The 26,726-nt window shown below is 71.6% G+C and carries 25 protein-coding genes and 1 pseudogene; 10 read left to right on the forward strand and 16 right to left on the reverse strand.

From position 1 onward, the window contains the following. The 4 genes from J7E97_RS13005 to J7E97_RS13020 form a co-directional block, all read right to left on the reverse strand. Positions 1–1,835 (reverse strand): DEAD/DEAH box helicase (locus tag J7E97_RS13005; RefSeq protein ID WP_251054384.1); only part of this gene is annotated, 1,835 nt, incomplete at its 3' end. 246 nt (positions 1,836–2,081) lie between these two features. Next, positions 2,082–2,285 (reverse strand): cold-shock protein, encoded by a 204-nt coding sequence (locus tag J7E97_RS13010; RefSeq protein WP_112447913.1) that lies wholly within the window; start codon positions 2,283–2,285, stop codon positions 2,082–2,084. A 406-nt stretch (positions 2,286–2,691) separates the two neighbouring features. After that, the gene (locus J7E97_RS13015; protein WP_215026157.1) at positions 2,692–3,675 is read right to left on the reverse strand and encodes an acyl-CoA dehydrogenase family protein; all 984 of its coding nucleotides are present in this window, start codon (positions 3,673–3,675) and stop codon (positions 2,692–2,694) included. Beyond that, a complete protein-coding gene (locus tag J7E97_RS13020; RefSeq protein WP_215026160.1) occupies positions 3,675–4,820 on the reverse strand; it encodes an acyl-CoA dehydrogenase family protein in 1,146 nt (381 codons plus the stop codon). The genes J7E97_RS13015 and J7E97_RS13020 overlap by 1 nt, the downstream gene beginning before the upstream one ends. Before the next feature lie 155 nt (positions 4,821–4,975). Between J7E97_RS13020 and J7E97_RS13025 the strand changes: the two genes are divergently transcribed. Genes J7E97_RS13025 through J7E97_RS13035 form a run of 3 tightly spaced genes read left to right on the forward strand, consistent with a single transcriptional unit; the run spans position 4,976 to position 7,592 of the window. Next, positions 4,976–5,761 carry an SDR family oxidoreductase gene (locus tag J7E97_RS13025; protein WP_215026216.1) on the forward strand — a complete coding sequence of 262 codons (786 nt, stop codon included), beginning with the start codon at positions 4,976–4,978 and terminating at the stop codon, positions 5,759–5,761. A gap of 31 nt (positions 5,762–5,792) precedes the next feature. Then, on the forward strand, positions 5,793–6,425 hold the full coding sequence (locus J7E97_RS13030) for a TetR/AcrR family transcriptional regulator (RefSeq protein ID WP_215026163.1): 633 nt from the start codon (positions 5,793–5,795) through the stop codon (positions 6,423–6,425). A 9-nt stretch (positions 6,426–6,434) separates the two neighbouring features. Beyond that, entirely contained in the window at positions 6,435–7,592 is a 1,158-nt protein-coding gene (locus J7E97_RS13035; RefSeq protein ID WP_215026165.1) for an acetyl-CoA C-acetyltransferase, read from the forward strand. Between the two features lie 20 nt (positions 7,593–7,612). Here J7E97_RS13035 and J7E97_RS13040 read toward each other — a convergent pair whose 3' ends face one another. Continuing rightward, positions 7,613–7,921, reverse strand: a complete 309-nt coding sequence (locus J7E97_RS13040) for a hypothetical protein (protein WP_215026167.1) — start codon at positions 7,919–7,921, stop codon at positions 7,613–7,615. Between the two features lie 70 nt (positions 7,922–7,991). Further along, positions 7,992–8,723: a glucose 1-dehydrogenase gene (locus J7E97_RS13045; RefSeq protein ID WP_215026169.1), complete on the reverse strand. Its 732-nt coding sequence runs from the start codon at positions 8,721–8,723 to the stop codon at positions 7,992–7,994. Positions 8,724–8,820: 97 nt separating this feature from the next. On the opposite strand from J7E97_RS13045, the gene J7E97_RS13050 reads away from it, so the two are divergent. Genes J7E97_RS13050 through J7E97_RS13060 form a run of 3 tightly spaced genes read left to right on the forward strand, consistent with a single transcriptional unit; the run spans position 8,821 to position 10,714 of the window. After that, on the forward strand, positions 8,821–9,411 hold the full coding sequence (locus tag J7E97_RS13050) for a PadR family transcriptional regulator (RefSeq protein ID WP_215026171.1): 591 nt from the start codon (positions 8,821–8,823) through the stop codon (positions 9,409–9,411). A 10-nt stretch (positions 9,412–9,421) separates the two neighbouring features. Continuing rightward, the gene (locus tag J7E97_RS13055) at positions 9,422–10,150 is read left to right on the forward strand and encodes a VWA domain-containing protein (RefSeq protein ID WP_215026173.1); all 729 of its coding nucleotides are present in this window, start codon (positions 9,422–9,424) and stop codon (positions 10,148–10,150) included. Between the two features lie 36 nt (positions 10,151–10,186). Then, complete coding sequence (locus J7E97_RS13060; protein ID WP_215026175.1) at positions 10,187–10,714, forward strand: pyridoxamine 5'-phosphate oxidase family protein; 528 nt, start codon at positions 10,187–10,189, stop codon at positions 10,712–10,714. Here the strand turns inward: J7E97_RS13060 and J7E97_RS13065 are convergent. From J7E97_RS13065 to J7E97_RS13095, 7 genes are all read right to left on the reverse strand, one after another. Continuing rightward, complete coding sequence (locus J7E97_RS13065; RefSeq protein WP_215026178.1) at positions 10,711–12,027, reverse strand: DUF1906 domain-containing protein; 1,317 nt, start codon at positions 12,025–12,027, stop codon at positions 10,711–10,713. The genes J7E97_RS13060 and J7E97_RS13065 overlap by 4 nt on opposite strands. Before the next feature lie 85 nt (positions 12,028–12,112). Beyond that, positions 12,113–13,201 carry a hypothetical protein gene (locus J7E97_RS13070; RefSeq protein ID WP_215026182.1) on the reverse strand — a complete coding sequence of 363 codons (1,089 nt, stop codon included), beginning with the start codon at positions 13,199–13,201 and terminating at the stop codon, positions 12,113–12,115. Next, the gene (locus J7E97_RS13075) at positions 13,198–13,362 is read right to left on the reverse strand and encodes a hypothetical protein (RefSeq protein ID WP_251054386.1); all 165 of its coding nucleotides are present in this window, start codon (positions 13,360–13,362) and stop codon (positions 13,198–13,200) included. Before J7E97_RS13075 ends, J7E97_RS13070 begins: the two co-directional genes overlap by 4 nt. A 263-nt stretch (positions 13,363–13,625) precedes the next feature. After that, positions 13,626–14,660, reverse strand: coding sequence for an ABC transporter permease (locus J7E97_RS13080; RefSeq protein WP_215026185.1), 1,035 nt, complete (start codon positions 14,658–14,660; stop codon positions 13,626–13,628). Further along, positions 14,657–15,550 (reverse strand): ABC transporter ATP-binding protein, encoded by an 894-nt coding sequence (locus J7E97_RS13085; RefSeq protein ID WP_215026188.1) that lies wholly within the window; start codon positions 15,548–15,550, stop codon positions 14,657–14,659. The genes J7E97_RS13080 and J7E97_RS13085 overlap by 4 nt, the downstream gene beginning before the upstream one ends. Further along, positions 15,547–15,954, reverse strand: a complete 408-nt coding sequence (locus J7E97_RS13090; RefSeq protein WP_308346483.1) for a GntR family transcriptional regulator — start codon at positions 15,952–15,954, stop codon at positions 15,547–15,549. The genes J7E97_RS13085 and J7E97_RS13090 overlap by 4 nt, the downstream gene beginning before the upstream one ends. A 186-nt stretch (positions 15,955–16,140) precedes the next feature. Further along, positions 16,141–16,539, reverse strand: a complete 399-nt coding sequence (locus J7E97_RS13095; RefSeq protein WP_308346484.1) for an ATP-binding protein — start codon at positions 16,537–16,539, stop codon at positions 16,141–16,143. Between the two features lie 139 nt (positions 16,540–16,678). Here J7E97_RS13095 and J7E97_RS13100 point away from each other — a divergent pair, with 139 nt between their 5' ends. Both J7E97_RS13100 and J7E97_RS13105 read left to right on the forward strand, forming a co-directional pair. Further along, positions 16,679–17,221, forward strand: coding sequence for a GntR family transcriptional regulator (locus J7E97_RS13100; RefSeq protein WP_215026191.1), 543 nt, complete (start codon positions 16,679–16,681; stop codon positions 17,219–17,221). Continuing rightward, the gene (locus J7E97_RS13105) at positions 17,218–18,000 is read left to right on the forward strand and encodes a GntR family transcriptional regulator (RefSeq protein WP_215026194.1); all 783 of its coding nucleotides are present in this window, start codon (positions 17,218–17,220) and stop codon (positions 17,998–18,000) included. Before J7E97_RS13100 ends, J7E97_RS13105 begins: the two co-directional genes overlap by 4 nt. Positions 18,001–18,139: 139 nt before the next feature. On the opposite strand, the gene J7E97_RS13110 is transcribed toward J7E97_RS13105, so the two are convergent. From J7E97_RS13110 to J7E97_RS13120, 3 genes are all read right to left on the reverse strand, one after another. Next, positions 18,140–19,600, reverse strand: a complete 1,461-nt coding sequence (locus J7E97_RS13110) for a glutamate synthase subunit beta (protein WP_215026197.1) — start codon at positions 19,598–19,600, stop codon at positions 18,140–18,142. Then, complete coding sequence (gene gltB / locus J7E97_RS13115) at positions 19,593–24,143, reverse strand: glutamate synthase large subunit (RefSeq protein WP_215026221.1); 4,551 nt, start codon at positions 24,141–24,143, stop codon at positions 19,593–19,595. The genes J7E97_RS13110 and gltB overlap by 8 nt, the downstream gene beginning before the upstream one ends. 372 nt (positions 24,144–24,515) lie before the next feature. Then, on the reverse strand, positions 24,516–25,247 hold the full coding sequence (locus tag J7E97_RS13120) for a VIT1/CCC1 transporter family protein (protein WP_215026200.1): 732 nt from the start codon (positions 25,245–25,247) through the stop codon (positions 24,516–24,518). 267 nt (positions 25,248–25,514) lie between these two features. Between J7E97_RS13120 and J7E97_RS13125 the strand changes: the two genes are divergently transcribed. Both J7E97_RS13125 and J7E97_RS13130 read left to right on the forward strand, forming a co-directional pair. Then, positions 25,515–26,501, forward strand: coding sequence for an ADP-ribosylglycohydrolase family protein (locus tag J7E97_RS13125; protein ID WP_215026203.1), 987 nt, complete (start codon positions 25,515–25,517; stop codon positions 26,499–26,501). Continuing rightward, a pseudogene (locus J7E97_RS13130) lies at positions 26,498–26,726 on the forward strand (hypothetical protein); the annotation flags it as partial. The gene J7E97_RS13125 and the pseudogene J7E97_RS13130, both read left to right, overlap by 4 nt.

Below are 26,726 nucleotides of genomic sequence, written 5' to 3' on the forward strand. Positions count from 1 at the left end.
CCCGAGCGGAAGCCACCACCGGCCGGACGGTCGCCACCGGAGCGGAAGCCACCACCGGAGGGACGGTCGCCACCGGAGCGGAAGCCGCCACGGTCGCCACCGCGGTCGTCACGGTTGAAGGTGCCCGACGGACGGTCGTCACGACGGAAGCCACCACCGGACGGACGGTCGCCGCCCGAGCGGAAGCCGCCACCGGACGGACGGTCGCCACCGGAGCGGAAGCCACCACCGGAGGGACGGTCGCCACCGGAGCGGAAGCCGCCACGGTCGCCACCGCGGTTGTCGTCGCGGCGGAAGCCGCCACGGTCACCGCCGCGGTCGCCACCACGGTCGTCGCGACGGTTGTCACGGCGCTCGAAGTTGCCACGGTCGTCACGGCTCTGGAACGCGGGGCGCTCCTCGGCGACCGGCTCGGCCACGGAGGCCGCGACCTCGGCCACGGCGGCCTCGACCACCTCGGCCACAGCGGCCTCCGGGTCCTCGCCGCGCTCACGCGCGGAGCGGGCGACCAGGCGGTCGGCCTCCTCGCGCAGCTCGACGGCACGGCGCGACAGGCGCTCCAGCTGCTTGGTGAGGTCGGCGACCTCGCGCTCGGCCTGCTTCGCGGCGTTGTTCGCGGAGTCGGCCTGAACCTGCGTCAGCGAACGGGCACCGGTGATCTCGGCGACCTCGGGGTCGAACGCGCCGACGCCCTGGACGATGTGGCGCGAGGCGTCCACGCCCGCGTCCTCCATCAGGCGGAAGATCTGGCGGCGCTGGTGCGGCAGGGCGAGGGAGACGACCACGCCCGACTTGCCGGCGCGGGCGGTGCGGCCCGAGCGGTGCAGGTAGTCCTTGTGGTCGCCGGCCGGGTCCACGTTCAGGACCAGGTCGATGCCGTCGACGTGGATGCCGCGGGCGGCGACGTCGGTGGCGACGAGCGCGTTGACGTAGCCGTCCTTGAAGTCGGCGAGGACGCGGGTACGGGCACCCTGCGTCATGCCGCCGTGCAGCGCGTCGGCCTTCACGCCGGACTCGATGAGCTGCTCGGCGATGCGGTCGGCGCCCAGCTGGGTGCGGACGAAGATGATCGTGCGGCCCTTGCGGGCGGCGATGGCGGCCGTGACCGGCGCCTTGTCCTTCGGCTTCACGACGAGGACGTGGTGCGTCATGGTCGTGACGTTGCCCTGCGCGCTGTCGACCTCGTGCGTGACGGGGTTGGTCAAGTAGCGCTTGACCAGGGTGCCGATCTCGTTCTCCATGGTGGCGGAGAAGAGCATGCGCTGGCCGCCGCCGGGGATCTGGTCGAGCAGCTCGGTGACCTCGGGCAGGAAGCCCAGGTCCGCCATCTGGTCGGCCTCGTCGAGGACCGCGACCTGGACGTTCGCCAGGGAGCAGGCGCCGCGGTTGATGATGTCGCGCAGACGGCCCGGGGTGGCGACGAGGACGTCGACGCCGCGCTCCAGAGCGAAGATCTGGTTGCTCATGGAGGTACCGCCGCAGACGACCTTCATCTTGAGGCCGAGCACGTCGCCGTAGGGCTGGAGGGCGTCCGCGACCTGCATCGCGAGCTCACGCGTCGGCGTCAGGATGATCGCGCGGGGCTTCTTCTTCTCGGTGTGGCCGCCGGCCAGCGAGGCCAGGGTCGGCAGACCGAAGGAGAGGGTCTTGCCGGAGCCGGTGCGGCCGCGGCCGAGGAGGTCACGGCCGACCAGGGAGTTCGGCAGGGTCGCGGCCTGGATCGGGAACGGCTCGGTGACGCCCTGGGCGGCGAGGGTCTTCAGCAGCGCCTCGGGCATGTCCATGTCCTCGAACGCGTCCACCGGCGACAGGGCCGGGGTCAGCGGTTCGGGCATGGTGAATTCTTGGGGCCTGGCCACGGGGGCGGACTTCTGCCGTCCCGCGCCAGTCTTCGGACGTCCCTGGGCCGCACCTCGACCCCGGGTGGGGCGGCGGCTGGGTCGTGCGGAGCTGGAGCTGGTCATGCGAGAAAGCCCTCCTGAAACCGGCAGGTACTGCAAACAACTGCTGCAAACGGGTCGAAACAGCAGACAAGCCGGGGCCCGCACCTACTCGGTGCGGACCCCGGCGTGCTGAATACGTCAGGCAGGCAGGATGTTCTCGGCCTGCGGGCCCTTCTGGCCCTGGGTGACGTCGAAGGACACGCGCTGGCCCTCGTTGAGCTCACGGAAGCCCTGGGTGGCGATGTTCGAGTAGTGGGCGAAGACGTCCGGGCCGCCACCGTCCTGCTCGATGAAGCCGAAGCCCTTTTCCGAGTTGAACCACTTCACGGTGCCAAGTGCCATTTTGAATCTCCTGAATAGGCGGCAAAGGGCCCCATCCGGAGATTCCGGCAAAACAATAAAAGCGCCTGTCGGAGCATTCCCGTCAGGCGCACATAAAGTTCATGGGTACCACAACTGCAACGGGCTCTAAGCTAGCACACGTCGGCCGGGGGGTGCCGAGGGCGAGCATGTGACCTCTGTCCCGCGCGCCTCGCGCGCGCAGGCGCCCGCCCACCTCCGCGCGAGCCGCCCGGAGCCCCGGAACCCTTGTCCCGCCTGGGTCGTGGGCGATCCGCACCCCCTCCGGGGCGCCGTTCACGACGTCGAGGCGGACCTCTCGATCTTGGGCGTAAAGATTCACCCGGCCAGCGGATCCGTGGCGCATTTGGCCCCATTTGTCGACCCCTCGCGTGGTGAGCCCTCGCGGCTACCGCGTGCGCCCCTGGAGCACCGCCGCCCGGCACTGCGCGGGGCCGCCCCACGCGTCGCGCAGCGGTCGGGCCTTGCGCAGCCACAGCGAGAGGTCGAGCTCCTCGGTGTAGCCGATGGCGCCGTGCAGCTGGAGCGCGGTCATGGCCGCCGCGTACGCAGCCTCGCCGGCCGTCAGCTTCGCCGCCGCGATCTCGCCGGGTTCGAGCGACAGGGCGGCCGCCCAGAGCAGCGGCCGGGCGAACTCCAGGCCGAGCAGGGTGTCGGCCAGCCGGTGCTTGACCGCCTGGAAGCTCCCGATCGGCGCGGCGAACTGGGTGCGCCGCTTCGCGTACTCGACCGTGCGGGCGAGGAGCGCCTCGCCGACGCCCAGGCTCTGGGCGGCCGTGAGCAGCCGGGCCCAGTTTCCGGCCGCCCGGGCCGCCGCGGTGACCGCCGGGCCGGCCGCGAGCAGCTCGCCGCCGCCGTCGGGCAGGGCGAGGCGCCGGGCGGGGTCGGTGGAGGCCCGCTGCGGGCCGGTGGCGGCGGAGAGGCGCAGCTCGCCCGCGGGCGACACCGTGAAGAGGTGCGTGGCCGCGTCCGCGTCCAGGGCGTACGGTCCCCCGGCGGGCAGGGTCAGCGTCGCGGTGCTCTCCCCCGCGACCAGTCCCGGCAGGAAGCGTTTCGCCAGCGTCTCGTCGCCGAGCCGGGTGAGGAGTACGGCGGCGGCCGCGGTCTCCACGACCGGGCCCGGCACCGCGGCCCGGCCCAGCTCCACGAAGCCGAGCGCCTGCTCCAGTGGCAGCGGGCCCACGCCGTCGTGGGCCTCGTCGGCGGCGAGGGCGAACAGGCCGGTGTCGGCGAGCCGCGCCCAGAGCGCCCGGCCCGGGGCGTGGTCGCCCGCGCCCCAGGCCCGTACGGCCGCGGGTACCTCCGAGGCGGCGAGCAGGCCGTGCAGGGTGCGGGCGAAGGCCGCCTGTTCCTCGGTGAGCAGGAAGCGCATCAGCGGCGGCCCTTCGGGAGGCCGAGCAGGCGCTCGGCGATGATGTCGCGCTGGATCTCGTTGGTCCCCGCGTAGATGGGTCCGGCGAGCGAGAAGATCCACGGTTCGGCCCATTCGCCGTCGGCGAGCTCCGCGTCGGGACCCAGCAGGTCGAGGGCGCTCTCGTGCAGGGCGATGTCGTACTGGGACCAGAACACCTTGTTCAGGCTGGACTCGGCGCCGATGGTCTGGCCGGCGGCGAAGCGGGAGGCGTTGGCCCAGGTGAACAGCTGGTAGGCGCGCGCCCCGACCACGGCGTCGGCGACCCGGTCGCGCAGCGCGGTGTCCGCGGGGTCCCCGGCGCTCTCCCACAGCCCTACGAGGCGGTCGGCGGCGGCGAGGAAGCGGCCGGGGGCGCGCAGGGTGAGCCCGCGCTCGTTGCCGGTGGTGGACATGGCGATCCGCCAGCCCTGGCCGGGCTCGCCGATGACGTCCGTGTCGGGCACGAAGACCTCGTCGAGGAAGAGCTCGGCGAAGGCCGGTTTGCCGTCGAGGCGGCCGATGGGCCGCACGGTGACCCCGGGGGCGCGCAGGTCGAACATCAGGTAGGTGAGCCCCTGGTGCGGTTTGGGGGCGTCGGGGTCGGTGCGGAAGATGCCGAAGGCGCGGTCGGCGAAGGCGGCCCGCGAGGACCAGGTCTTCTGTCCGGACAGCAGCCAGCCGCCTTCGGTGCGGACGGCCCTGGACTTGAGGGAGGCGAGGTCGGAGCCGGATTCCGGCTCCGACCAGGCCTGGGCCCAGATCACCTCGCCGCTCGCCATGGGGGGCAGGACGCGGGCGCGCTGTTCGTCGGTGGCGTGGTCGAAGAGGGTGGGGGCGAGGAGGTTGATGCCGTTCTGGGAGACCCGGCCGGGCGCGCCCGCGGCCCAGTACTCCTCCTCGAAGACCAGCCACCGTTCGATGTCGACGCCCCGGCCGCCGTACCGCTCGGGCCAGGAGACCACCGACCAGCGCTCCGCGTGCAGGAGCGCCTCCCATTCCCGGTGCGCGGCGAAGCCCTCCCCGGTCTCCAGGGAGGGGAGCGGGGCGGCGGGCACGTGGGCTGCCAGCCAGCTCCGCGCCTCGGCCCGGAAGGCCTCCACGTCCGCCGAATGGTTCAGGTCCATCAGGTGTTCGCCTCCTCGCGTCCTCCACGGGCACGCTTCCCTAACAAGTGTTTGGTAGGTTAACGTACTACCATGACAGCGTCGAGGAGTTCCGCACCGGGGCGCGCGAGATCGTCGCCGAGCGGATCCCCGGCCTTCCCCAGGAGGTACGCGGCATGAACGCACCGGAGTACGTGACCGGCCACGGGCTGCTGACGGACCGTACGGCGGTCATCACGGCGGCCGCCGGGGCCGGCATCGGCGGGGCCACCGCCCGCCGGTTCCTCGAGGAGGGCGCCCGCATCCTCATCAGCGACGCGCACGCCCGCCGCCTCAAGGAGAGCGAGGACGCGCTGGCCGCGGAGTTCGGCGCCGAGCGCGTCGCTTCCCTGCCCTGTGACGTCACCGACGAGGAACAGGTCCGGGCGCTCTTCTCGCTCGCCGGGGAAAGGTTCGGCGGCCTCGACATCGTCGTCAACAACGCCGGCCTCGGCGGGACGGCGCACCTCGTCGACATGACCGACGAACAGTGGACCCGGGTCCTGGACGTGACCCTGAACGGCACCTTCCGCTGCACCCGCGCCGCGATGCGCTCCTTCCGGGCCGCCGGCAGCGGGCGCGGGGTCATCGTCAACAACGCCTCCGTCATCGGCTGGCGGGCCCAGAGCGGCCAGGCGCACTACGCCGCCGCCAAGGCCGGGGTGATGGCGCTGACCCGCTGCGCGGCCCTGGAGGCCGCCGAGTTCGGCGTACGGATCAACGCGGTCGCGCCGAGCCTGGCGATGCACCCGCACCTGGTGAAAGTCACCAGCGAGGAGCTGCTGCGCGAGCTGACGGCCCGGGAGGCCTTCGGCCGGTACGCCGAGCCGTGGGAGGTCGCCAACGTCATCGTCTTCCTGGCCGGCGGCTACTCCTCGTACATGACGGGCGAGACCGTCTCGGTCAGCAGTCAGCACGCGTAGCCCGGCGCCGACGTATGACCAGAATGGGCACGTGCCAACGAACAAGCCGACAGCCAAGAAGAAGCCCCAGGTGACGGCGTCGCCCGAGCGCCGCCGCGAACTCCTCGACATCGCCGCCGAGGTCTTCGCCGCGCAGGGCTACAACGCCACCACCGTCCGCAAGATCGCCGACGCCGCCGGGATGCTCGCCGGAAGCCTCTACTACCACTTCGATTCCAAGGAATCGATGCTCGACGAGATCCTCTCCTCCTTCCTGACCGAGCTGTGGGACGGGTACGACACCGTGCTCGCCGCAGGCCTCGGGCCCAGGGAGACCATCGAGGCGCTCGTCACCGAATCGTTCCGGGAGATCGACCGGCACCGAGCCGCCGTCGCCATCTACCAGAAGGAATCCCGGCACCTCTCCGCGCAGCCCCGCTTCCACTACCTCTCCGACTCGCAGGTCAAGTTCGAGAAGGCGTGGCTGGGGACGCTGGAACGCGGGGTCGCGGCCGAGGTCTTCCGCGCCGACCTGGACATCCGCCTCACCTACCGCTTCGTGCGCGACACGGTGTGGGTGGCGGCGTCCTGGTACCGGCCGGGCGGCCGGCACAGTCCCGAGGAGATCGCCCGCCAGTACCTCTCGATGGTGCTGGACGGCATCGCCACACGCACGCCTTCCTGAGGAGTTCCGATGCCCGAGGCCTACATAGTCGAAGCGGTACGCACCCCCGTGGGCCGGCGCAAGGGGGGCCTGGCCGAGGTCCACCCGGCCGACCTGGGAGCGCACGTCCTGAAGGCGCTCGTCGAGCGGTCCGGGATCGACCCGGCAGCCGTGGAGGACGTGGTCTTCGGCTGCCTCGACACGGTGGGTCCGCAGGCCGGGGACATCGCGCGCACGGCCTGGCTGGCGGCGGGACTCCCCGAGGAGGTCCCCGGCGTCACCATCGACCGCCAGTGCGGATCCTCGCAGCAGGCCGTGCACTTCGCGGCGCAGGGCGTCATGTCCGGAACCCAGGACCTGGTGGTCGCGGGCGGCACCCAGAACATGTCGATGATCCCCATCGCCTTCGCCTCGCGGCAGGCGGCGGAGCCGCTGGGCTTCACCGAGGGCCCGTACCCGGGGTCGGCGGGATGGCGGGCCCGGTACGGGGACTCCCCCGTCAACCAGTTCCACGGCGCGCAGCTGATCGCGCGGAAGTGGGGGATCTCGCGGGAGGACATGGAGCGGTTCGCCCTGCGCTCCCACGAACGGGCGCTGCGCGCCATCGACGAGGGCCGCTTCGAGCGGGAGCTCGTGCCGTACGGCACGGTGTCGGCGGACGAGGGCCCGCGCCGGGACACCACCCTGGAGAAGATGGCGGGCCTGAAGCCGGTCATGGAGGGCGGCACGATCACGGCGGCGGTCTCCTCCCAGGTCTCGGACGGCGCGGCGGCGATGCTGCTGGCCTCCGAGCGGGCGGTCCGTGAACACGGGTTGCGCCCGCGCGCCCGCATCCACCACCTGTCGGTCCGCGGCGAGGACCCGATCCGGATGCTGTCGGCCCCGATCCCCGCGACGGCCTACGCGCTGAAGAAGACCGGCATGTCCCTCTCGGACATCGACCTGGTCGAGATCAACGAGGCGTTCGCCCCGGTGGTCCTGGCCTGGCTGAAGGAGACGGGCGCGGACCCGGAGCGGGTGAACGTCAACGGCGGCGCGATCGCCCTGGGCCACCCGCTGGGCGCGACGGGCGTCAAGCTGATGACGACCCTGCTGCACGAACTGGAACGCACGGGCGGCCGCTTCGGCCTCCAGACGATGTGCGAGGGCGGCGGCCAGGCCAACGTCACCATCATCGAACGGCTCTAGCCTGCCGGCGGGACCGGCCGTCAGCGCCGGGAGACTCGGGTCAGCGCGATCGTCTGGACCAGGACCAGGAGCCCGGTCAGCGCCTCCCAGAGGACCTCGTCCCAGGCCCGGACACCGCACACCACGATCAGTACCGCACCGATCGCCAGCGCCGTCCGCTGGACGAAGCCGGCGTCGGTGCCGTTCGGCACCCCGGACACGAAGGCGAACAGCACCAGCATGACCGGCAGCCAGTGCGGCCGGTCACCCCGCACCAGCAGAACGGCGGCGAACTCCGCGGCGAGAGCAAGGGAGTTGCGCACCAACGCCCCGGAGACCGATATCGACATGCGCACATCATGCCGGGTGATGTGCGCGTCCCGGCCCCCGGGGAGCCGCTCGCCGCGGGGCGCGAGGCGCTCATCGCGTCGTCAGCCCGCCGTCGACCGTGAACTCCGCGCCCGTGATGTACGAGGACGCGTCCGAGCAGAGGAAGAGGACCAGCTCCCCGACCTCCTCGGGGCGGCCGATCCGGCCCAGCGGCACGTGCGACCAGTCCCGCCCAGCGACCGCCTCGCCGACCATCGGGGTGTCGATCGCCCCCGGGTGCACCGAGTTGATCCGGATCCCGTCCCCCGCCAGGTCCAGCGCCGCCGACTTCGTCAGCCCGCGCAGCCCGAACTTGGTCGATCCGTAGGCCGCGTGGCCCGGGATGCCGGTCAGCCCGGCGGTGGAGGAGACGTTGACGATCGAGCCGCCCCCGGCGGCGCGCAGCAGCGGGGCCACCGCCTGGATGCCGAGGAAAGGGCCGAGCAGGTTGACTCGGAGCAGGGCTTCGAAGTCCTCGAGACGCTGCCGCTCCACGTGCGCGGTGCGCCACAGCGCCGCGTTGTTGACGAGCGCCGAGACGGTGCCGAAGGCCCGTACGGCCTGCGCCGCCACCTCCGCCCAGCTGTCGGCGTCGGCCACGTCGTGCCGTACGTAGAGGCCCTGGTCGCCGAGCGATCCGGCGACCGCGCGGCCCTCCTCCTCCCGGATGTCGGTGACCACGACCCGCGCGCCGGCTTCCGCGCACAGCCGGGCGCCGGCCGCGCCCTGGCCGCGTCCGGCGCCGGTGATGACGACGACCTTGCCCCCGAGGGAGACGGACACGGCTCAGCCCTCCATATATGTCGAGTAGGAATACTTCTAGCAGTCATGCCTTGCCGGGGGAAGAGCCACCACGAAGACCGGTCGTAGACTGCGCTGCGTGGCAGACGAGACGAACAAGCGCGCGCTCCCCGCGACCAGCTGGGCGGTGCTCGGGCTGCTCTCCTTCGGGGAGGAGCTCTCCGGATACGACCTGAAGAAGTGGTCGGACCGGTCGCTGCGCTTCTTCTACTGGAGCCCGTCCTTCAGCCAGATCTACAGCGAGCTCAAGCGCCTGGAGCAGGCCGGCTACGCCTCCTCGCGGCTGGTCGCCCAGGAGACCGGCACCCGCGACAAGCGGGTGTACCGGATCACCGACGAGGGCATGACGGCCGTACGGGAATGGGCGCGCGAGGCGCCCGTCGACCCGCCGGTGCTCAAGCACGGTCCGATGCTGCGGCTGTGGCTCGGCCACCTGCTGGAGCCGGAGCAGATGAGCGAAGTACTCGTACAGCACCAGGAGTTCGCGGAGAAGATGCGGCGGCGCGCGGTGGCCGACGCGGACGGGGCGAAGGGAGAGGCCGCCTGGGCCTACCCGACGCTCACCCTCAAGTGGGCGGAGCGGTACTACGCCTCCGAGCGCGACCTCGCGGCCGCCATGCTCGACGACATCGCGGAGCTGGAGAGCCGCCGCGCCGGGCCGCTGCCGTAGCCTCGGGCCCATGACGGGCAGTGCGATGGACCTCCGGAAGATCGAAGAGACCGCCCCGGCGCTGGTGAGCCTCTACAAGAGCGCCGGGGTCTCGTTGCGCAAGCACGGCCTGGAGGGCGGGCGCGCGGCGGTCTACCTGGTCCTGGACTACTCCGGATCGATGCGCCCGTACTACGAGGACGGCAGCGTGCAGGCCCTCGCTGACCGGGTGCTCGGGCTGTCCGCGCACCTGGACGCCGACGGCCGCGTACCCGTCGTGTTCTTCTCCACGGAGGTCGACGCGCTGGAGGAGGTCTCCCTCGCCGCCCACGCGGGGCGGGTCACCGAGATCGCCGCCGGGCTCGGCCACATGGGCAAGACGGCGTACCACGCGGCGATGGACGCGGTGATCGACCACTACCTCGACTCGGGGTCCGCGGCCCCGGCGCTCGTCGTCTTCCAGACGGACGGCGGGCCAGTCAACAAGCTCGCCGCCGAGAAGTACCTGTGCAAGGCGGCGCGCCTGCCGCTCTTCTGGCAGTTCATCGGCTTCGGGAACACGCGCAGTACGCAGTTCGACTTCCTGCGCCGGCTCGACGAGCTCCCCGTTCCCGGCAAGCGGCCGGTGGACAACGCGGGTTATTTCCACGCCGGGGCGGACCCGGGCGCCGTCGCGGACTCGGTGCTGTACGACCACCTGGTCGCCGAGTTCCCGGCGTGGCTGGCCGCGGCCCGTGCGGCGGGCATCGTGCGCGCCTGACCCGCCGTTGTCGGTGCCTCGCGCTTTGATGGACGTATGACGACGAACAACTGGGCCGCATTCGAGAAGGCCGAACCGGAATTCGCCGCGGCCGTCCAGGCGCGCTTCGCTCAGTTTCCGCACCACGTCCTGGCGACCCTGCGCAAGGACGGATCCCCCCGCGCGACCGGGCTGAACGTCGAGATCCGCGGCGGCGAACTGTGGCTGGGCATGATGCCGGGTTCGATGAAGGGGAAGGACCTGCGGCGCGACGGGCGCTTCGCGCTGCACACCAATCCGGGCGCGGGCGAGACCATGCCGGACGGTGACGTGCGGATCGCCGGGCGCGCGGTGGAGATCGTGGAACAGCCCGAGCTCCACCGGTACGCGGAGGAGGCCGAGGAGAACGACACGCCGCACCCCTTCGACCTCTTCCGCGCCGAGCTGACGGAGGTGGTCCACGTCGGCGTCGAGGGCGATGACCTGGTGGTGCGCTCGTGGACCCCGGCGCGCGGCCTGCGCACCATCCGCCGGGGCAACGACGACGAGCCGGCCCGCGAGGACGCTCCGGGCTCACGGCGCTAGTACAGGGGCGGCCGGCCCTTCGGCAGGGCGGCGGGGTCGACGTCCACCCAGCTCCGGTCGATGTTGATCGTCACGTCCCCGTACGTGGCGTCGTGGTCTCCCCGGAACTGGTGGGCCCGGCGCGCCCCGGCCCACTGGCGGGTGCCCGCCGGCAGTCCGAGGTCGGCGTCGGTGACGGAGGCGGCGCCGTTCCAGCGGGCCACCCACAGCACGTCGGGCATGGCGTCCGGGGCCTGGGCGTAGTGGGCGCTCAGCGCCTTCGCCCCGGAGCTCGCCGAGACGTACGCGGCCGCGCGGTAGCCCAGTTCGTGCAGCCGGACCGTCCAGGCGGTGAGGTAGGCGACGACCGGGGCGTCCCAGGTGGCCCGGTCGGTGTAGTTCTCCAGGTCGTTGTAGAGGACCGTGTTCTCGGCCAGGCCCAGCGCGGTGGCCGCCTGGGCGGCGCCCTCGGCGGCGGCCTTGCCCTGGTCGTTGGCTTCGGACGGGTCGGTGGCGAGCCCGGTGCCGGCGCTGTGCCAGGGCTGGGGGCCGACCCAGATCGGCATCAGGTGCCAGCCCGCCTCGATCTGCCGGGTCACCCACCGCGCGGTGAGCTGCGGCTGGGCGCAGGCGCGGGCCCGGCCCCCGATGTAGACGCCGACCGCGCCGAAGGGCGAGTCGGTCCGCCAGGCGTTCATGGCCCGCTCGGTGGGAGCGGTGCAGGCGTCGAACCCCTCGCCCCGGTAGGGCTCCTGGGCTGCCTTGCGGGGGCGGGGGCCGGGGCCGACGGAGACGGCCGGTTCGGCGGGGACCGGGGGCCTGGCGGGACCCGGGCGCGGGTCCGGGCCCTGCGCGGGCGGGGCCGTCAGCGCGGCGCGGGCCGCCCGGCCGAGTACCCCGCGTACGGCCTCGGGCGTGGCCCCGTAGGAGACGGTGGCCATCACCCCGGCGCGGCGCAGGGCGTAGCGGATTTCGTTGCTGTCGCCCCGCACCTTCGGCAGGGGATCGCCCCCGTCCCCCGGCACCGTCGGGATGTCGGCGCGCGGCGGGGCACCGTCGAGGGGCTCCAGGTGCAGGGTGTCCGCACGGGGGGCTGCGGCCCGGGCGGCCCCGCAGTCACCCTGGGTGCCGGCGTGCCCGAGGTAGAGGGTGGGCAGGTCCAGGCGCAGGCAGGCTTCGGGGGTGCGGTCGAGGTCGACGATGCGCCAGTCGGCGGGGACGGTGAGGCGCAGCCCGCGGTAGTCGACGGTGCGGCCGCCGGTGGTTGCGAACGGGAGGGGAGCGAGGAGGGCGGCGCCGAGCAGGAAGCTCAACATGGCGTGGGGAGGCAGCATGTGACCCACTGTTACCAGACGGTGGGGCCCCTCCTCCGAGTGGAGAAGCCCCGCCGGTGGCCCGTCCGGCCCAGCCGGAGGTCCCCTACTCCCGCTGGTCCTGGAAGGCGGGCAGCGCGAAGATCCGCTCCTTGCCCGCCTCGTCCATGAGCTCGACGAGCGGCAGGACCAGTTCCCACAGGTCCTGTTCGTCGACCTCGCGCACGAGTCCCTCGAGCTCCGCGTCGCCCAGTCCCGCGGCGGCGTCGGCCACCACCTTCCGCGCCTCCTCGGGCAGGGCCCGGACCAGCGGCAGGAACTCCCCCCACAGTGCGGTCGCCACGACCGCCCGTACCGCTCCGGCCAGCACGTCGGGATCCCGCAGGGAGTCAAGCCGGGCCACGGTGAGCCGGTCGTCCTCGCCGAGCAGCGCGACGAGCGGGAGCAGGGACTCCCAGAGGCCGGCTTCGTGGGTCACCCGCACGAGTGAGGCGAGCTCGGCCCCGTCGAGCCGGGCCGTGAGCTCGGCGATCCGCAGCCGCTGGTCGCCGTCGACCATCGCGGCGACGCCGAGGGCCTCCTCCCAGAGCCCTTCGGCCGCCGCCGCCCGTACCACCGCGGCGAGCCGGTCATCGCCCATGAGCTCCAGGATGCGGGGCAGCCGCTCGGGCAGGTCGACGTAGAACCCGGCGCGCAGCACCGCCGCGTCGTCCACCTGTTCCAGGATCCGGCGCAGCACCCGGTCCCTCATGTGCCCGACGAACCGGCCCATGGTGAGGTGGTCCCGGTTCTCGGCGAGGGTGACGGCTATGCGTACGACGAGGCCCTCGTCGAGCCGGTCGACGATCCCGGCGATCTTCCGGGGGTCCAGGTGTCCGCAGGCCTCGGCGGTGAAGGAGACGGGCAGCTTCTCGATGATGTCGGCGGCCCGGCCCGCGTCCAGCCGGCCGGCCACGCCGGCGGCCAGCCGGGGTCCGAGCGCCTTCTGCGAGATGGCGGCCGCCACGCCGGCCGGCACCAGTTTGGTCGCGGCGGCGATGCGGTCGAGCATCTCGGGCGCGCCGTCGTTCAGTACGCCGCTGACCTGCTCGCGGAACGTCCGTACGTCCTCATCGGGCAGCCCGCGCAGGAAGCCGAGCTCTCCGGCGTCCGCGCCCACCAGCCGGGCGATCTTCTCCACTTCGGCGCGGCTCACCGGAACAGCACCTTGCGTACGGCCCCGCGCGCGAGGGCGGGGACCAGCTTGAGCGCTTCCTCGGCGGCCTGGTTCAGGCCCTCCGCCTGGCGCGCACGCTCGGCCATGAGCGCCTCGGCGAGCCGCGCGAGCTCCCCGGCGTCCAGCTCCGCGAACGACACGGGAGGCTGGATACCCCCCAACTCCCGGCTCAACCTGCCCAGTTCCTGATCCACACCCACGGGACGACCTCCCTGACGGAGATGACGGCTGACTCTGAGCGTGGCCAGATATTGACTATTAGTCAATACTCGCGGGTAGGTCCTCGTGCCCCCTTCGGCAAGGACCCCTTAAAGTCGAGGGGCGGCCGAAGCCAGTTGCGTTGGCTTCGGCCGCCCGTTCAACCGGCCGGCTCAAACCACCTGTTCGTCAGGCTCAGGCCGGCTCAGGCCACTCGGCGGCGCAGCCACCAGGTGCAGAATCCGGCCAGCAGCCCGGAGAGGGCGAGGAAGATCCCCGTCTCGATCCACTGGAAGGTCCAGTAGCGGTCGGCGGGCTGGTACTCCACCTTTATGTGGAGGTCGGAGGTGGCGAAGCACTCCATGGGATCGATCCTGGCGACCGCGCAGCCTGCGCTGCCGCGCACCTCCCGGCCGGCCGCGTCGAGCGCCGGACCGGGCTCGGACACGACCCAGTCGCCGGGCCTGAACACCCCTACCGTCAGGTGGGCGTTGTCACCGGAACCCGACAGCCGGATCTCGCTGCCCTTCCAGCCGCCCTTCGGGGCTTCGGACCCGCCGCCGGCACCGGGCGGCCTCATGGACAGGGAGCTGAGCGCGACGTCGGCGCGTTCCGGCGTCATGAGGTGCGGGCGGATCGCGAAGGGTACGAGGATCTGGACGGCGGTGAAAACGACGAGGGTGGCGGCCATCGCCGGCACGGTGCGCCGGATCAGCAGCCCGGCGCAGGCCCCTGCGGTGAAGGCGAAGGCGGCGTAGCCGAGGGGAACGATCGCGCGTCCGGCGAACAGCAGGGGCGTGAACCGGTCCATGTTGATCCGGTCGATCGGACTCGCCCACCAGGTCACCAGGAGGCTGACCAGCCCGGCGACGGCGACGGCGATCAGACCGACGGCCCCGAGCTTGACCGCGAGCCAACGGCCGCGGGTGATGCTCTGGTTCCAGACGAGCCGGTGGGTGCCGGCTTCGATCTCGCGGGCGATCAGCGGAGCGCCCCAGAAGACCCCGATGATGCCGGGCACGGCGATCATCAGGCCCGTGACGTAGTAGGAGAGGGTCTGGTATTTGGCGACCAGGGCCTCCTTGGCCGATTCGCAGTCGGCCTGACAGCCGACGACGGTGCTGTCGTAGGCATCGCGCACCTGGAGGCCGGTGACCAGGAGGAAAATCGCGATCGCGGCCAGGGCGGCGAGGGTCGTCATCGTCTGGACGCGGTACTGGCGCCAGGTCAGCCAGATCATCGCTGATCCTCCAGGGTGGGTCGGCGGCCGGATCCGGCCGAGTCCTGACTCATATAGATGAGGACCATGTCCTCCAGGTTGAGCGGCTCCAGGACCCAGGAGGGGTCATGGACCGCCTTGTCGGCGCGCACGATGAACGTGCTCTGCCGCTCGGTGTGGGTTGCCTGGATCACCTCCATGCCCGCCGGCAGGCCGGCGGCGTCGCGGCGGGCGGTGGTGAGCCGGAAGTGGGTGGCGAGCAGTTCGTCGACGTCGCCGGCGATCTGGACGCGGGAGGCGACCAGCGAGATCAGGTGGTCGCAGACCCGTTCCAGGTCGGAGACCAGGTGCGAGGAGAGCACGACGGTGGCTCCGTGCTCGGCCACGAACTCCATCAGGCTCTGCAGGAACTCGCGCCGGGCCAGCGGGTCCAGAGCGGCGACCGGCTCGTCGAGGATCAGCAGCTCGGGCCGTTTGGCCACGGCGAGGGTCAGGGCCACCTGGGCGCGCTGGCCGCCGGAGAGCTTGCCGGCCTTCTGGTTGGGGTCGAGGCCGAGCTGCCGGATCCGCTCCTGCGCCAGCCGGTCGTCCCAGCCCGGGTTGAGCCGGGCGCCGAGGCGCAGGTGGTCGGCGATGGACAGGCCCGCGTAGGTGGGGGTGTCCTGGGCCACGAAGCCGACCTTGGCCAGCTGCTCGGGTCCGGACGCCGGGCGGCCGCCGAGCACTTCGATGGTGCCGGAGGTCGGCGTGAGCAGCCCGCAGGCCAGCTGCAACAGGGTCGACTTGCCGGCCCCGTTGGGACCGACCAGGCCGACGACCCGCCCGGACGGCACGCTCAGGGTGCAGTCGGACAGCGCCTGCTTGCGGCCGTACCGCTTGCCCAGCGCATTGGCTTCCAAAATGCCGGTCATTTCTCCCCTTCGGGATGCTTGTGCGTGCCGATTCGGGTGCGGAAGGTGCTCAGGAACAGGGCCTCGATGCTCTCCTCGCCCAGCCCGGCGCTCCGCGCCTTGTCCAGCCAGCGCTGCAGCTCTTGACGCAGCGGCTCGTGCTCGGAGAGCGAGGCGTCGCTGAGCGTGCCGGAGATGAACGTGCCCACTCCGGGTTTCTTCGCGACCAGACCTTCGTATTCGAGCTCCCGGTACGCCTTGAGCACGGTGTTCGGGTTGATCGCCACCTTGGCCGCGACGTCCTTGACCGTCGGCAGCCGATCCCCCTCGGACAGCAGGCCCAGCCTCAAGGCCTGGCGCACTTGGTGGATCAGCTGCATGTACGGCGCGACGCCGGACCGCGCATCGAGGTGAAACTCGATCACTGTCCTCCTCTATTCATCTAGGCTCCTAGCACTATAGGACTCTAGATGTCGGACCGCTGTCAAGAACCCCGAGCCAACCGCCGGCCCCGCCGCGCAGCGGCGTGGACCGGGGCCTGACCCGCCCCGGACATGCCACAGCGCCCGCCATCCCTGGTCGGGGACTTGGCGGGCGCCCTTGTTCAGCGTTCAGTTACCGCTCACCTTGAAGCGCACCCGAACCGTCTTGCCCACCGACTCGTCCTCGACGGAGAACTCGTCAGCGAGCTCCTTGACCAGCCACAGACCTCGCCCACAAAGCTCCTCGGGCGCCGCACGCCGCGCAGCCGGCAAGCCCGGCCCGCTGTCCCGGACCTCAACGCTCAGCAAGCCCGACACCCAGACGACTCGAACCGCGAACTCGCGCCCTTGTGGCACCCCGTGCAGCACGGCGTTCGTGGCGAGCTCGGAAGCGCAGAGCCGTATGTCGTCGCGACGGTCACCGATCCCCCACTCACCGAGCGTGTCACCGACGAACTGACGGGCCGCGCACAGAGACGCGCGCCCGAGGGAACCGCTGCTGCCGAGAGAGGGACATACCAACCCCACCGCCTTAACGCTGAGCTTCCAAGGCCACACAGACCGTATCGCTATTCGGAAAAACCAGCCAGATTTGGGGACTAGGGCTCGACGCCCCGGTCGCATAACGTGGGAGCCGCAAGGCCAAGCGGACGCATGGGAGGACAGCGTGGGCAGCGGCGAGTGGACCAGTACATCGATGCCCTACCTGGCACTTCGCGCGGCCGGCGCCTCCGACGCGTGGACCGCCGAGGCCGAGGCGCGCGGGCGCAGGGGCGGGCAGCGGATCCTGCATGCCGGCGAGCAGCCCGCCTCCCCCGCAGTCGCGGAGATGCTGGGCATCGCGACCGGCGAAACCGTCGTCGTGCGGCGCCGCATTATCGAACTGGACGACGTCCCGTGCGAGTTGACCGACACGTATTACCCCGCTCCCATCGCGGCCGGCACCCGCCTCGCCGCGACCGGCAAGATCCGGGGCGGCGCGGTCACCCTGCTCGCCGAGCTGGGACACGTCGGCGTCACGGCAGTCGAGAACGTCACAGCCCGGATGCCGTTGACGGACGAATGTGACCAGCTGCGTACGGGACCGGGCGAACCCGTCCTGCAGATTTCCCGAGTCACGCTGGACGCGGACGACCGGCCGATCCAGGCGGACCTGATGGTCATGCCCGCGGACCGCCAGCAGTTGCGGTACGAGATCAAGATCGGATGACCTTGCCCACCCCTGATGAGGAGACACTCGACCGACGGTCCCTGCACGCCCGCATCGCCGCCGATCTGCGGGACGAGATCATGAGCGGCGACTTGGCTCCGGGCGCGAAGCTGCCGTCCACCATCCACCTGAAGGCCCGCTTCGACGCGTCCAGTGCCACCGTCCAGAAGGCGTTGCAGCTCCTGAAGGACGAGCGGCTGGTCGTCGGGCGCGCGGGTGCGGCTGTGACCGTACGGGAGAACCGACAGCGGACGATCCGCCCGGCGGGCTCCCTCGCGTCGGCCCCCGCCGGTGGCTCTTACCCGTGGCTCACGCACGCCGCCCAGCACGGTACGACCGCGCACAGCACGCTGCTGGAGGTAGGCGAGGCAGCTCCACCGGCCGACGTGGCAGCGGTGCTCGGCCTCCAGAGCGGCGAGTCCGCGCTACTGCGCCGCCAGCTGCTGCACATCGATGGTGAACCGGCCGAGCTGGTCAGCTCCTACTACCCGTTGGCCATCGTCCACGGCACGCCACTGGCCGAGGACCGGAAGATCAAGGGCGGCGCGCCCACCCTCCTCACGCGGATCGGCTACCCGCCCCGGCTGAGTGTCGACCGGGTCGCCGCCCGGGTCCCCACACAGGAGCAGTGCCGCACCCTGCGGCTGCCCGGTGACTTGCCGGTGCTGCGCACGCTCCGCACGGTGTTCAGCGACGGCGAACGCCCCGTAGAGGCAACCGTCATGGTCAAGGCCGGGCACCTCTACGAGCTGCGGTACGAGTTCACGCCCGAGGCCTGACCCCTCACACGCCACTGCGCCCGCCGGCCCTGGTCGGGGAAGTGGCGGGCGCAGTGTCGGGGTTCCGTACTCCGTTGTACGGACCGTATGAGGGGTCCTCCCGGGGGAGGGGTTCTGCGGGTGCTGCCGGTGCTGCCGGTCAGACCGTGATCGAGCGGTCCGTCGGCTTGACCGGGTACGGGAGGGCGCTGGTGCCGGTCAGGAAGCGGTCCACGCCGCGGGCGGCCGAGCGGCCTTCCGCGATGGCCCAGACGATCAGCGACTGGCCGCGGCCCGCGTCGCCGGCGACGAAGACGCCGTCGACGTTGGTCGCGTACGAGGCGTCGCGCTCGATGTTGCCGCGCGCGTCCAGCGCCAGGCCGAACTGTCCGACCAGGCCGTTCTCCTGGTCCGTGCCGGTGAAGCCCATCGCCAGGGTGACCAGCTGCGCGGGGAGGACGCGCTCGGTGCCGGGCTTCTGAACGAGCTTGCCGTCCTCGAAGGCGACCTCGACCAGGTGGAGGGCCTGGACATTGCCGTCCTCGTCGCCCTCGAAGTGGGTGGTGGAGACGGAGTAGATCCGCTCGCCGCCCTCCTCGTGCGCGGAGGTGACCTTGTACAGCATCGGGAACGTCGGCCACGGCTGACCGGCGGACCGGTCCTCCGACGGGCGGGGCATGATCTCCAGCTGGGTGACGGAGGCCGCGCCCTGGCGGTGGGCGGTGCCCACGCAGTCCGCGCCGGTGTCGCCGCCGCCGATGACGACCACGTGCTTGCCCGCGGCCGTGATGGGCGGGGCCACGAAGTCGCCCTCCTGGACCTTGTTGGCCAGGGGGAGGTACTCCATCGCGAAGTGGATGCCCTTGAGCTCCCGGCCCGGGACCGGCAGGTCGCGGGAGACGGTGGCGCCGGCCGCGATGACGACCGCGTCGTAGCGCTTGCGCAGCTTCACGGCGTCCAGGTCGCGGCCGATCTCCACGCCCGTGCGGAACTTGGTGCCCTCCGCGCGCATCTGCTCGATGCGGCGGTTGATGTGCACCTTCTCCATCTTGAACTCGGGGATGCCGTAGCGCAGCAGCCCGCCGATGCGGTCGGCGCGCTCGTACACGGCGACCGTGTGGCCGGCCCGGGTCAGCTGCTGGGCTGCGGCCAGACCGGCCGGACCCGAGCCGATGACGGCGACGGTCTTGCCGGACAGGCGCTCGGGCGGCTGCGGGGTGACGTCGCCGTTGTCCCACGCCTTGTCGATGATCGAGACTTCGACGTTCTTGATGGTGACGGCCGGCTGGTTGATGCCGAGCACGCAGGCGGACTCGCACGGCGCCGGGCATAGCCGCCCGGTGAACTCCGGGAAGTTGTTCGTCGCGTGCAGGCGCTCGGAGGCGGCGGTCCAGTCCTCGCGGTACGCGAAGTCGTTCCATTCCGGGATCAGGTTCCCGAGCGGGCACCCGTTGTGGCAGAACGGGATGCCGCAGTCCATGCAGCGGCCGGCCTGCTTGCTGATGATCGGGAGCAGCGAGCCCGGGACGTAGACCTCGTTCCAGTCCTTCAGCCTTTCGGCCACCGGACGGGTGGGGGCGGTCTCGCGCGGGGTGGTGAGGAAGCCCTTCGGGTCAGCCATTGGTCGCCGCCTCCATCATCTTCTCGGTCGTCTCGGATTCCGAGAGTCCGGCCAGCTCAGCGGCGTCCTTGGCGGCGAGCACTGCCTTGTACGTGGTCGGGATGATCTTGCTGAAGCGGGCCGCCGAGGCGGTCCAGTCAGCGAGGAGCTTCGCGGCCACGGTCGAGCCGGTCTCCTCCTCGTGGCGGCGCACCACGTCGTGCAGCCACAGGGCGTCCGTGTCGGAGAGGGCCTCGACCGCGCCCGTGTTGCCGACGTTGACGTTGTTCGGGTCGAGGTCGATGACGTACGCGACGCCGCCCGACATGCCGGCCGCGAAGTTGCGGCCCGTCTCGCCCAGGACGACCGCCGTGCCGCCGGTCATGTACTCGCAGCCGTGGTCGCCCACGCCTTCCGAGACGACCAGGGCGCCGGAGTTGCGGACGCAGAAGCGCTCGCCGGTGCGGCCGCGCAGGAACAGCTCGCCGCCGGTGGCGCCGTAGCCGATCGTGTTGCCCGCGATGGTCGAGTACTCGGCCAGGTGGTCGGCGCCGCGGTCGGGACGGACGACGACGCGGCCGCCGGAGAGGCCCTTGCCGACGTAGTCGTTGGCGTCGCCCTCCAGGCGCAGGGTGACCCCCTTCGGCAGGAAGGCGCCGAAGGACTGGCCGGCCGAGCCGGTGAAGGTCAGGTCGATGGTGTTGTCGGGCAGGCCCGCGCCACCGAACTTCTTCGTGACCTCGTGGCCGAGCATGGTGCCGACGGTCCGGTTGATGTTGCGGATCGCGACCTGGGCGCGGACCGGCTCGGCGCTCTCGGCGGAGTCGGCGTTCAGCGCCTCGGCGGCGAGCTCGATGAGCTCGTTGTCGAGGGCCTTCTCCAGGCCGTGGTCCTGCTCGATCAAGGCGTGGCGGACCGCGCCCTCGGGCAGCTCGGGCACGTAGAAGAGCGGCTCCAGGTCGAGACCCTGCGCCTTCCAGTGCGTGACGGCCTTGCTGGTGTCGAGGAGCTCGGCGTGGCCGACGGCCTCCTCGATCGTGCGGAAGCCCAGCTCGGCGAGGAGCTCGCGCACCTCCTCCGCGATGAACTCGAAGAAGTTGACGACGAACTCGGGCTTGCCCGAGAACCGGTCGCGCAGGACCGGGTTCTGCGTGGCGATGCCGACCGGGCAGGTGTCCAGGTGGCAGACGCGCATCATGACGCAGCCGGAGACGACGAGCGGCGCGGTCGCGAAACCGAACTCCTCGGCGCCGAGCAGCGCGGCGATGATGACGTCGCGGCCGGTCTTGAGCTGACCGTCCGTCTGGACCACGATGCGGTCGCGCAGCCCGTTGAGCAGCAGCGTCTGCTGGGTCTCGGCGAGGCCGAGCTCCCACGGACCGCCCGCGTGCTTCAGCGAGGTGAGCGGTGAGGCGCCCGTACCGCCGTCGTGGCCGGAGATGAGGACCACGTCCGCGTGCGCCTTGGAGACACCGGCGGCGACCGTGCCCACGCCGACCTCGGACACGAGCTTCACGTGGATGCGCGCGGCCGGGTTGGCGTTCTTGAGGTCGTGGATCAGCTGAGCCAGGTCCTCGATGGAGTAGATGTCGTGGTGCGGCGGCGGGGAGATCAGGCCGACGCCCGGGGTGGAGTGCCGGGTCTTGGCGACCCACGGGTAGACCTTGTGGCCGGGCAGCTGGCCGCCCTCGCCGGGCTTGGCACCCTGCGCCATCTTGATCTGGATGTCGTCGGCGTTGACCAGGTACTCGCTCGTGACACCGAAGCGGCCGGAGGCGACCTGCTTGATGGAGGAGCGGCGCGCCGGGTCGTACAGGCGGTCCGGGTCCTCGCCGCCCTCACCGGTGTTGGACTTGGCGCCCAACTGGTTCATGGCGATGGCGAGGGTCTCGTGCGCCTCCTTGGAGATGGAGCCGTACGACATGGCGCCGGTGGAGAAGCGCTTGACGATGTCGGCGACCGACTCGACCTCGTCGATGGAGATCGGCGGGCGGGCCCCGCTCTCGTCGGTCTTGAAGCCGAACAGGCCGCGGAGCGTCATGAGGCGCTCGGACTGCTCGTTCACCCGGTCCGTGTACTGCTTGAAGATGTCGTAGCGGCGGTTGCGGGTGGCGTGCTGGAGGCGGAAGACCGTGTCCGGGTCGAACAGGTGCGGCTCGCCCTCGCGGCGCCACTGGTACTCGCCGCCGATCTCCAGCGCGCGGTGCGTGGCCGCGATGCCGGAGGCCGGGTACGCCTTGGCGTGGCGCGCGGCCACTTCCCGGGCGATGACGTCGAGGCCGGCGCCGCCGATCTTGGTGGCGGTGCCCTCGAAGTACGCCTGGACGAACTCCTCGTTCAGGCCGACGGCCTCGAAGACCTGGGCGCCGCGGTAGGAGGCGACGGTGGAGATGCCCATCTTCGACATGACCTTCAGGACGCCCTTGCCGAGCGCGTAGATCAGGTTCTTGATGGCCTGCTCCGGCTCCAGGCCGGACAGGAAGGTGCCGGCGCGCAGCAGGTCCTCGACGGACTCCATGGCGAGGTACGGGTTGACCGCGGCCGCGCCGTAGCCGATGAGCAGCGCGACGTGGTGGACCTCGCGGACGTCGCCGGCCTCGACCAGCAGGCCCACCTGGGTGCGCTGCTTGGTGGCGATGAGGTGGTGGTGCACGGCCGAGGTGAGCAGCAGCGACGGGATCGGCGCGTGCTCGGCGTCGGAGTGACGGTCCGAGAGGACGATCAGGTGCGCGCCGCTCTCGATGGCCGCGTCGACCTCGCCGCGGATCTCCGCGAGGCGGTCGGCGAGCGCCTCGCCGCCGCCCGAGACCCGGTAGAGGCCCGAGAGGGTGGCGGCCTTCATGCCCGGCATGTCGCCGTCGGCGTTGACGTGTATCAGCTTGGCGAGCTCGTCGTTGTCGATCACCGGGAACGGCAGCGTGACGCTGCGGCAGGACGCGGCGGTCGGCTCCAGCAGGTTGCCCTGCGGGCCGAGCGAGGACAGCAGCGAGGTGACGAGCTCCTCGCGGATGGCGTCCAGCGGCGGGTTGGTGACCTGGGCGAAGAGCTGCGTGAAGTAGTCGAAGAGCAGCCGGGGGCGCTCGGACAGGGCCGCGATCGGCGAGTCCGTACCCATGGAGCCGAGCGGTTCGCCGCCCGTACGGGCCATCGGCGCGAGGATGACGCGCAGCTCTTCCTCGGTGTAGCCGAAGGTCTGCTGGCGGCGGGTGACCGAGGCGTGGGTGTGGACGATGTGCTCGCGCTCGGGGAGGTCCGTCAGCTCGATCTCGCCGGTCTCCAGCCATTCGGCGTAGGGGTGCTCGGCGGCCAGCGAGTCCTTGATCTCGTCGTCTTCGATGATCCGCTTCTGGGCGGTGTCGACGAGGAACATCTTGCCGGGCTGCAGGCGGCCCTTGCGGACGACCTTGGCCGGGTCGATGTCGAGGACGCCGACCTCGGAGGAGAGCACGACGAAGTCGTCGTCGGTGACCCAGTAGCGGCCGGGGCGCAGGCCGTTGCGGTCGAGGACCGCGCCGACCTGGGTGCCGTCGGTGAAGGTGACGCAGGCGGGGCCGTCCCAGGGCTCCATCTGCGTGGAGTGGTACTTGTAGAACGCGCGGCGGGCCGGCGACATGGAGGTGTGGTTCTCCCACGCCTCCGGGATCATCATCAGCACGCTGTGCGGCAGCGAACGGCCGCCGAGGTGGAGCAGCTCCAGGACCTCGTCGAAGGAGGCCGAGTCGGAGGCGTCCGGGGTGCAGATCGGGAAGATCCGCTCCAGCGCGCCCTCGCCGAAGAGGCCGGAGGCCAGCTGGGACTCGCGGGCCCGCATCCAGTTCCGGTTGCCCTTGACCGTGTTGATCTCGCCGTTGTGCGCGACGAAGCGGTACGGGTGGGCGAGCGGCCAGGACGGGAAGGTGTTCGTCGAGAACCGGGAGTGGACCAGGGCGATCGCGGACGCGAAGCGGCGGTCGGAGAGGTCCGGGAAGAAGGGCTCGAGCTGGCCGGTGGTCAGCATGCCCTTGTAGACGATGGTGCGAGCGGAGAGCGACGGGAAGTAGACCCCGGCCTCGCGCTCGGCGCGCTTGCGCAGCACGAAGGCCTTGCGGTCCAGCTCGATGCCGCTCGTCCCATTGCTGACGAACAGCTGCGAGAAGGCCGGCATGGTGGCGCGGGCGCCGTTGCCGAGCAGGTCCGGGGTGACGGGGACCTCGCGCCAGCCGAGAACCGTCAGGTTCTCCTCGGCGGCGATGGCCTCGATCTGCTCCACGGCGACGGCCTGTGCGGGGCCGTCGGCGGGGAGGAAGGCGATGCCGACGGCGTACGCGCCGGCCTCGGGAAGGTCGAATCCGGTCGCCTCGCGCAGGAACGCGTCCGGGACCTGGGAGAGGATGCCGGCGCCGTCGCCGGAGTCGGGCTCGGAGCCCGTGGCGCCTCGGTGCTCGAGGTTCCGCAATACGGTCAGCGCCTGCTCGACCAGCGTGTGGCTGGCCTCGCCGGTGAGGTTGGCCACAAAGCCGACGCCACAGGCGTCGTGCTCGTTGCGCGGGTCGTACATGCCCTGCTGGGCGGGGCGACCGTCCATGGGCGACCAGGCGGTGTTGCTGAGGCCGGTCGCGGAGTGCGTGGATGCGGAACGCATCGGCTCTCCCGTCGTCGTCGTGGCATATGTGCATAGCCGAGGGACGACGTTGGCCCTCTGCGAAATTTCGTGCAGATTACATGATGACGACAATCTCGCGAAGCGGATATGCCATTCCAACATGCGGACACTGCTCGAGCAGACAGAAGGGACATTCGCAGGTGCCTGATGTATCGAGGCACGGACGAAGGTCCCGTGCGGGGCGGGCCTCATTGCCCGGCGCCCTGGTGTGATGCCCGGCGGACGCTGTTTCGAAACCGCCGAGTAACCGACTACTTATGCTGTCTACTGCATAGTGTCTCACTCCCTGCCGGGTCAGCCTACGGCTCCGCCGATCCAGGTTCCCAGGATGTACGTCACACCGGCGGCCGCGCCACCCAGGACGAGCTGGCGCATTCCGCTGTACCACCAGGACCGGGCCGTGACCCGGGAGACCACCGCACCGCACGCGAAGAGCCCGATCAGCGCCAGCAGCACCGCGGGCCACAGGACCGTCGCGCCGAGCAGGTACGGGAGCAGCGGGACCAGCGCGCCCAGCGCGAAGGAGCCGAAGGAGGACACGGCGGCGACCATCGGCGACGGCAGGTCGTCGGGGTCGATCCCGAGCTCCTCGCGGGCGTGGATCTCCAGCGCCTGCTCCGGGTCGCGGGACATCTGCATGGCCACCTCGCGGGCCAGCGCCGGCTCGACGCCGCGCGACACGTAGAGCTCGGCCAGCTCCTCCATCTCGTCCACGGGGTGCTTGCGCAATTGCTGGCGCTCCACCTCCAGCTCCGCCAGGACGAGCTCGCGCTGGGAGGCGACGGAGGTGTACTCGCCGGCCGCCATCGAGAAGGCTCCGGCCGCGAGACCGGCCAGGCCGGTGATCACGATGGTCTGCGGGGCGACGGCGCCGCCGGCCACACCGGTCATCAGGGCGAGGTTGGAGACGAGCCCGTCCATGGCACCGAAGACCGCCGGGCGCAGCCATCCGCCGTTGACGTCGCGGTGGGTGTGGTTGTCGCGGTGGGCGGTGTGAAGCGGTGCTTCGGTGTCGATGATGGACATGGCGGCTATCTCCCCTTTTGTACGAGTGGGTACGCAGAAGCGCGCCACGCTCGACGCGCGGCACCCACTCCCCCTGAACACCTCGAAACTACGCACGAATTCAGGTGCCCGCTAGCAAGGAAGGCCGTACTTACCTGGGGTTTTGGAGGTCGGCGACCGGGTGACGGGGGTGCGGGCGGGGTGTTTCGCGGCGAGCGACAAACCACATGCCATGGCACAAATCCCCCAAGGGCTCAATATGAGTCCCATCAAGTGGAGAGGCGCGCCATGGAGCTGATTGCATGCAATCCGCAGGTCCTCCTCGAACGGGCCCGGGGCGCTCTTCTGGGACTCGCGGTGGGTGACGCGCTGGGCGCCCCCGCGGAGAACATGAAGCCGTCCGAGATCCGGGCGAAGTGGGGCCGGATCGAGGGCTTCGTCTCGGACGACCCGGCCGGCACCGACGACACGGAGTACGCGATCTTCTCGGGCCTGCTGCTGGCCCGCCACGGATCGGCGCTCACCGTCGCGCACGTCGAGCGCGCGTGGCACCACTGGATCGCGGACCTCGACGAGGGGCCGTTCCGCGGCGCGGGCTTCAGCGAGCGCGGCACCCTGGAAAACCTCCGCCGGGGCCTGGCGGCCCCCATCTCGGCGCAGCACCGCCACGCCTGGTCGGACGGTCTCGCCATGCGGGCGGCCCCCTTCGGGGTCTTCGCGGCGGGCCGCCCGGCGGAGGCGGCCCGGCTCGTCGCCATCGACGGCTGCGTCAGCCACGACGGCGAGGGCATCTACGGCGGCCAGGCCGTCGCGGCGGGCGTCGCCGCGGCGATGGCGGGCGGCTCGCCCGCCTCCGTCGTCTCGGCGGCCCTCTCGGTCATCCCCTCGGACTCCTGGACGGCCCGGTCCCTGCGCCGGGCGGTGACGGCGGCGCCGCGCGGCGAACGGGCCGTGCGCTCCGCGGTGGTCATCGGCGGCTACCCGTGGACGGACCTGGCCCCCGAGGCGGTGGGCCTGGCGTTCGGCGCGTTCGCCGCGTGCCGCGGGGACTTCCCGTCCTCGGTCCTGATGGCCGTGAACATGGGCCGCGACGCGGACACCACGGCCGCCGTGGCGGGCGCCCTCGCCGGAGCGATGTCCGGCGAGGGCGCCATCCCGGCCGCCTGGTCCGCGGTGATCGGCCCGGTCCGCGGCAGCTGCCTCCCCTCGATGCGCGGCTACCACGTCCTGGACATCGCGGACCTCCTCACCCCGGAAGCCGAGACCCCCCGATGACCCTGACGACCCCGCCCCCCGCCGCCCCCGACACGCCGCCGACCCCCCGGCCCCACGACCCGCTCCCCCAGCCGGCCCCGCAGACTCCCACCGCCGTCACGGCGTACGCGGCTCCGCCGCGGAGCGAGCCCTCACCGGACCGCCCCGCGGGGAACGCCGCAGCCTCACCCGAGGCGCCCGTACGCGAGGTCCCCCTGGGGGATCCGGCGCCCGCCCGCGAGGCCC

The organism is Streptomyces sp. ISL-66, assembly GCF_018614135.1.
Taxonomy (GTDB): Bacteria; Actinomycetota; Actinomycetes; order Streptomycetales; family Streptomycetaceae; genus Streptomyces.

Coding starts and splice junctions, on each gene's coding strand:
- J7E97_RS13010 (WP_112447913.1), bottom strand. CDS start 2,285: ATGGCACTTGGCACCGTGAAGTGGTTCAACTCGGAAAAGGGCTTCGGC.
- J7E97_RS13015 (WP_215026157.1), bottom strand. CDS start 3,675: ATGCGCTTCCTGCTCACCGAGGAACAGGCGGCCTTCGCCCGCACCCTG.
- J7E97_RS13020 (WP_215026160.1), bottom strand. CDS start 4,820: ATGGACCTGAACCATTCGGCGGACGTGGAGGCCTTCCGGGCCGAGGCG.
- J7E97_RS13025 (WP_215026216.1), top strand. CDS start 4,976: ATGAACGCACCGGAGTACGTGACCGGCCACGGGCTGCTGACGGACCGT.
- J7E97_RS13035 (WP_215026165.1), top strand. CDS start 6,435: ATGCCCGAGGCCTACATAGTCGAAGCGGTACGCACCCCCGTGGGCCGG.
- J7E97_RS13040 (WP_215026167.1), bottom strand. CDS start 7,921: ATGTCGATATCGGTCTCCGGGGCGTTGGTGCGCAACTCCCTTGCTCTC.
- J7E97_RS13055 (WP_215026173.1), top strand. CDS start 9,422: ATGACGGGCAGTGCGATGGACCTCCGGAAGATCGAAGAGACCGCCCCG.
- J7E97_RS13060 (WP_215026175.1), top strand. CDS start 10,187: ATGACGACGAACAACTGGGCCGCATTCGAGAAGGCCGAACCGGAATTC.
- J7E97_RS13065 (WP_215026178.1), bottom strand. CDS start 12,027: ATGCTGCCTCCCCACGCCATGTTGAGCTTCCTGCTCGGCGCCGCCCTC.
- J7E97_RS13080 (WP_215026185.1), bottom strand. CDS start 14,660: ATGATCTGGCTGACCTGGCGCCAGTACCGCGTCCAGACGATGACGACC.
- J7E97_RS13085 (WP_215026188.1), bottom strand. CDS start 15,550: ATGACCGGCATTTTGGAAGCCAATGCGCTGGGCAAGCGGTACGGCCGC.
- J7E97_RS13105 (WP_215026194.1), top strand. CDS start 17,218: ATGACCTTGCCCACCCCTGATGAGGAGACACTCGACCGACGGTCCCTG.
- J7E97_RS13110 (WP_215026197.1), bottom strand. CDS start 19,600: ATGGCTGACCCGAAGGGCTTCCTCACCACCCCGCGCGAGACCGCCCCC.
- gltB (WP_215026221.1), bottom strand. CDS start 24,143: ATGGACGGTCGCCCCGCCCAGCAGGGCATGTACGACCCGCGCAACGAG.
- J7E97_RS13120 (WP_215026200.1), bottom strand. CDS start 25,247: ATGTCCATCATCGACACCGAAGCACCGCTTCACACCGCCCACCGCGAC.
- J7E97_RS13125 (WP_215026203.1), top strand. CDS start 25,515: ATGGAGCTGATTGCATGCAATCCGCAGGTCCTCCTCGAACGGGCCCGG.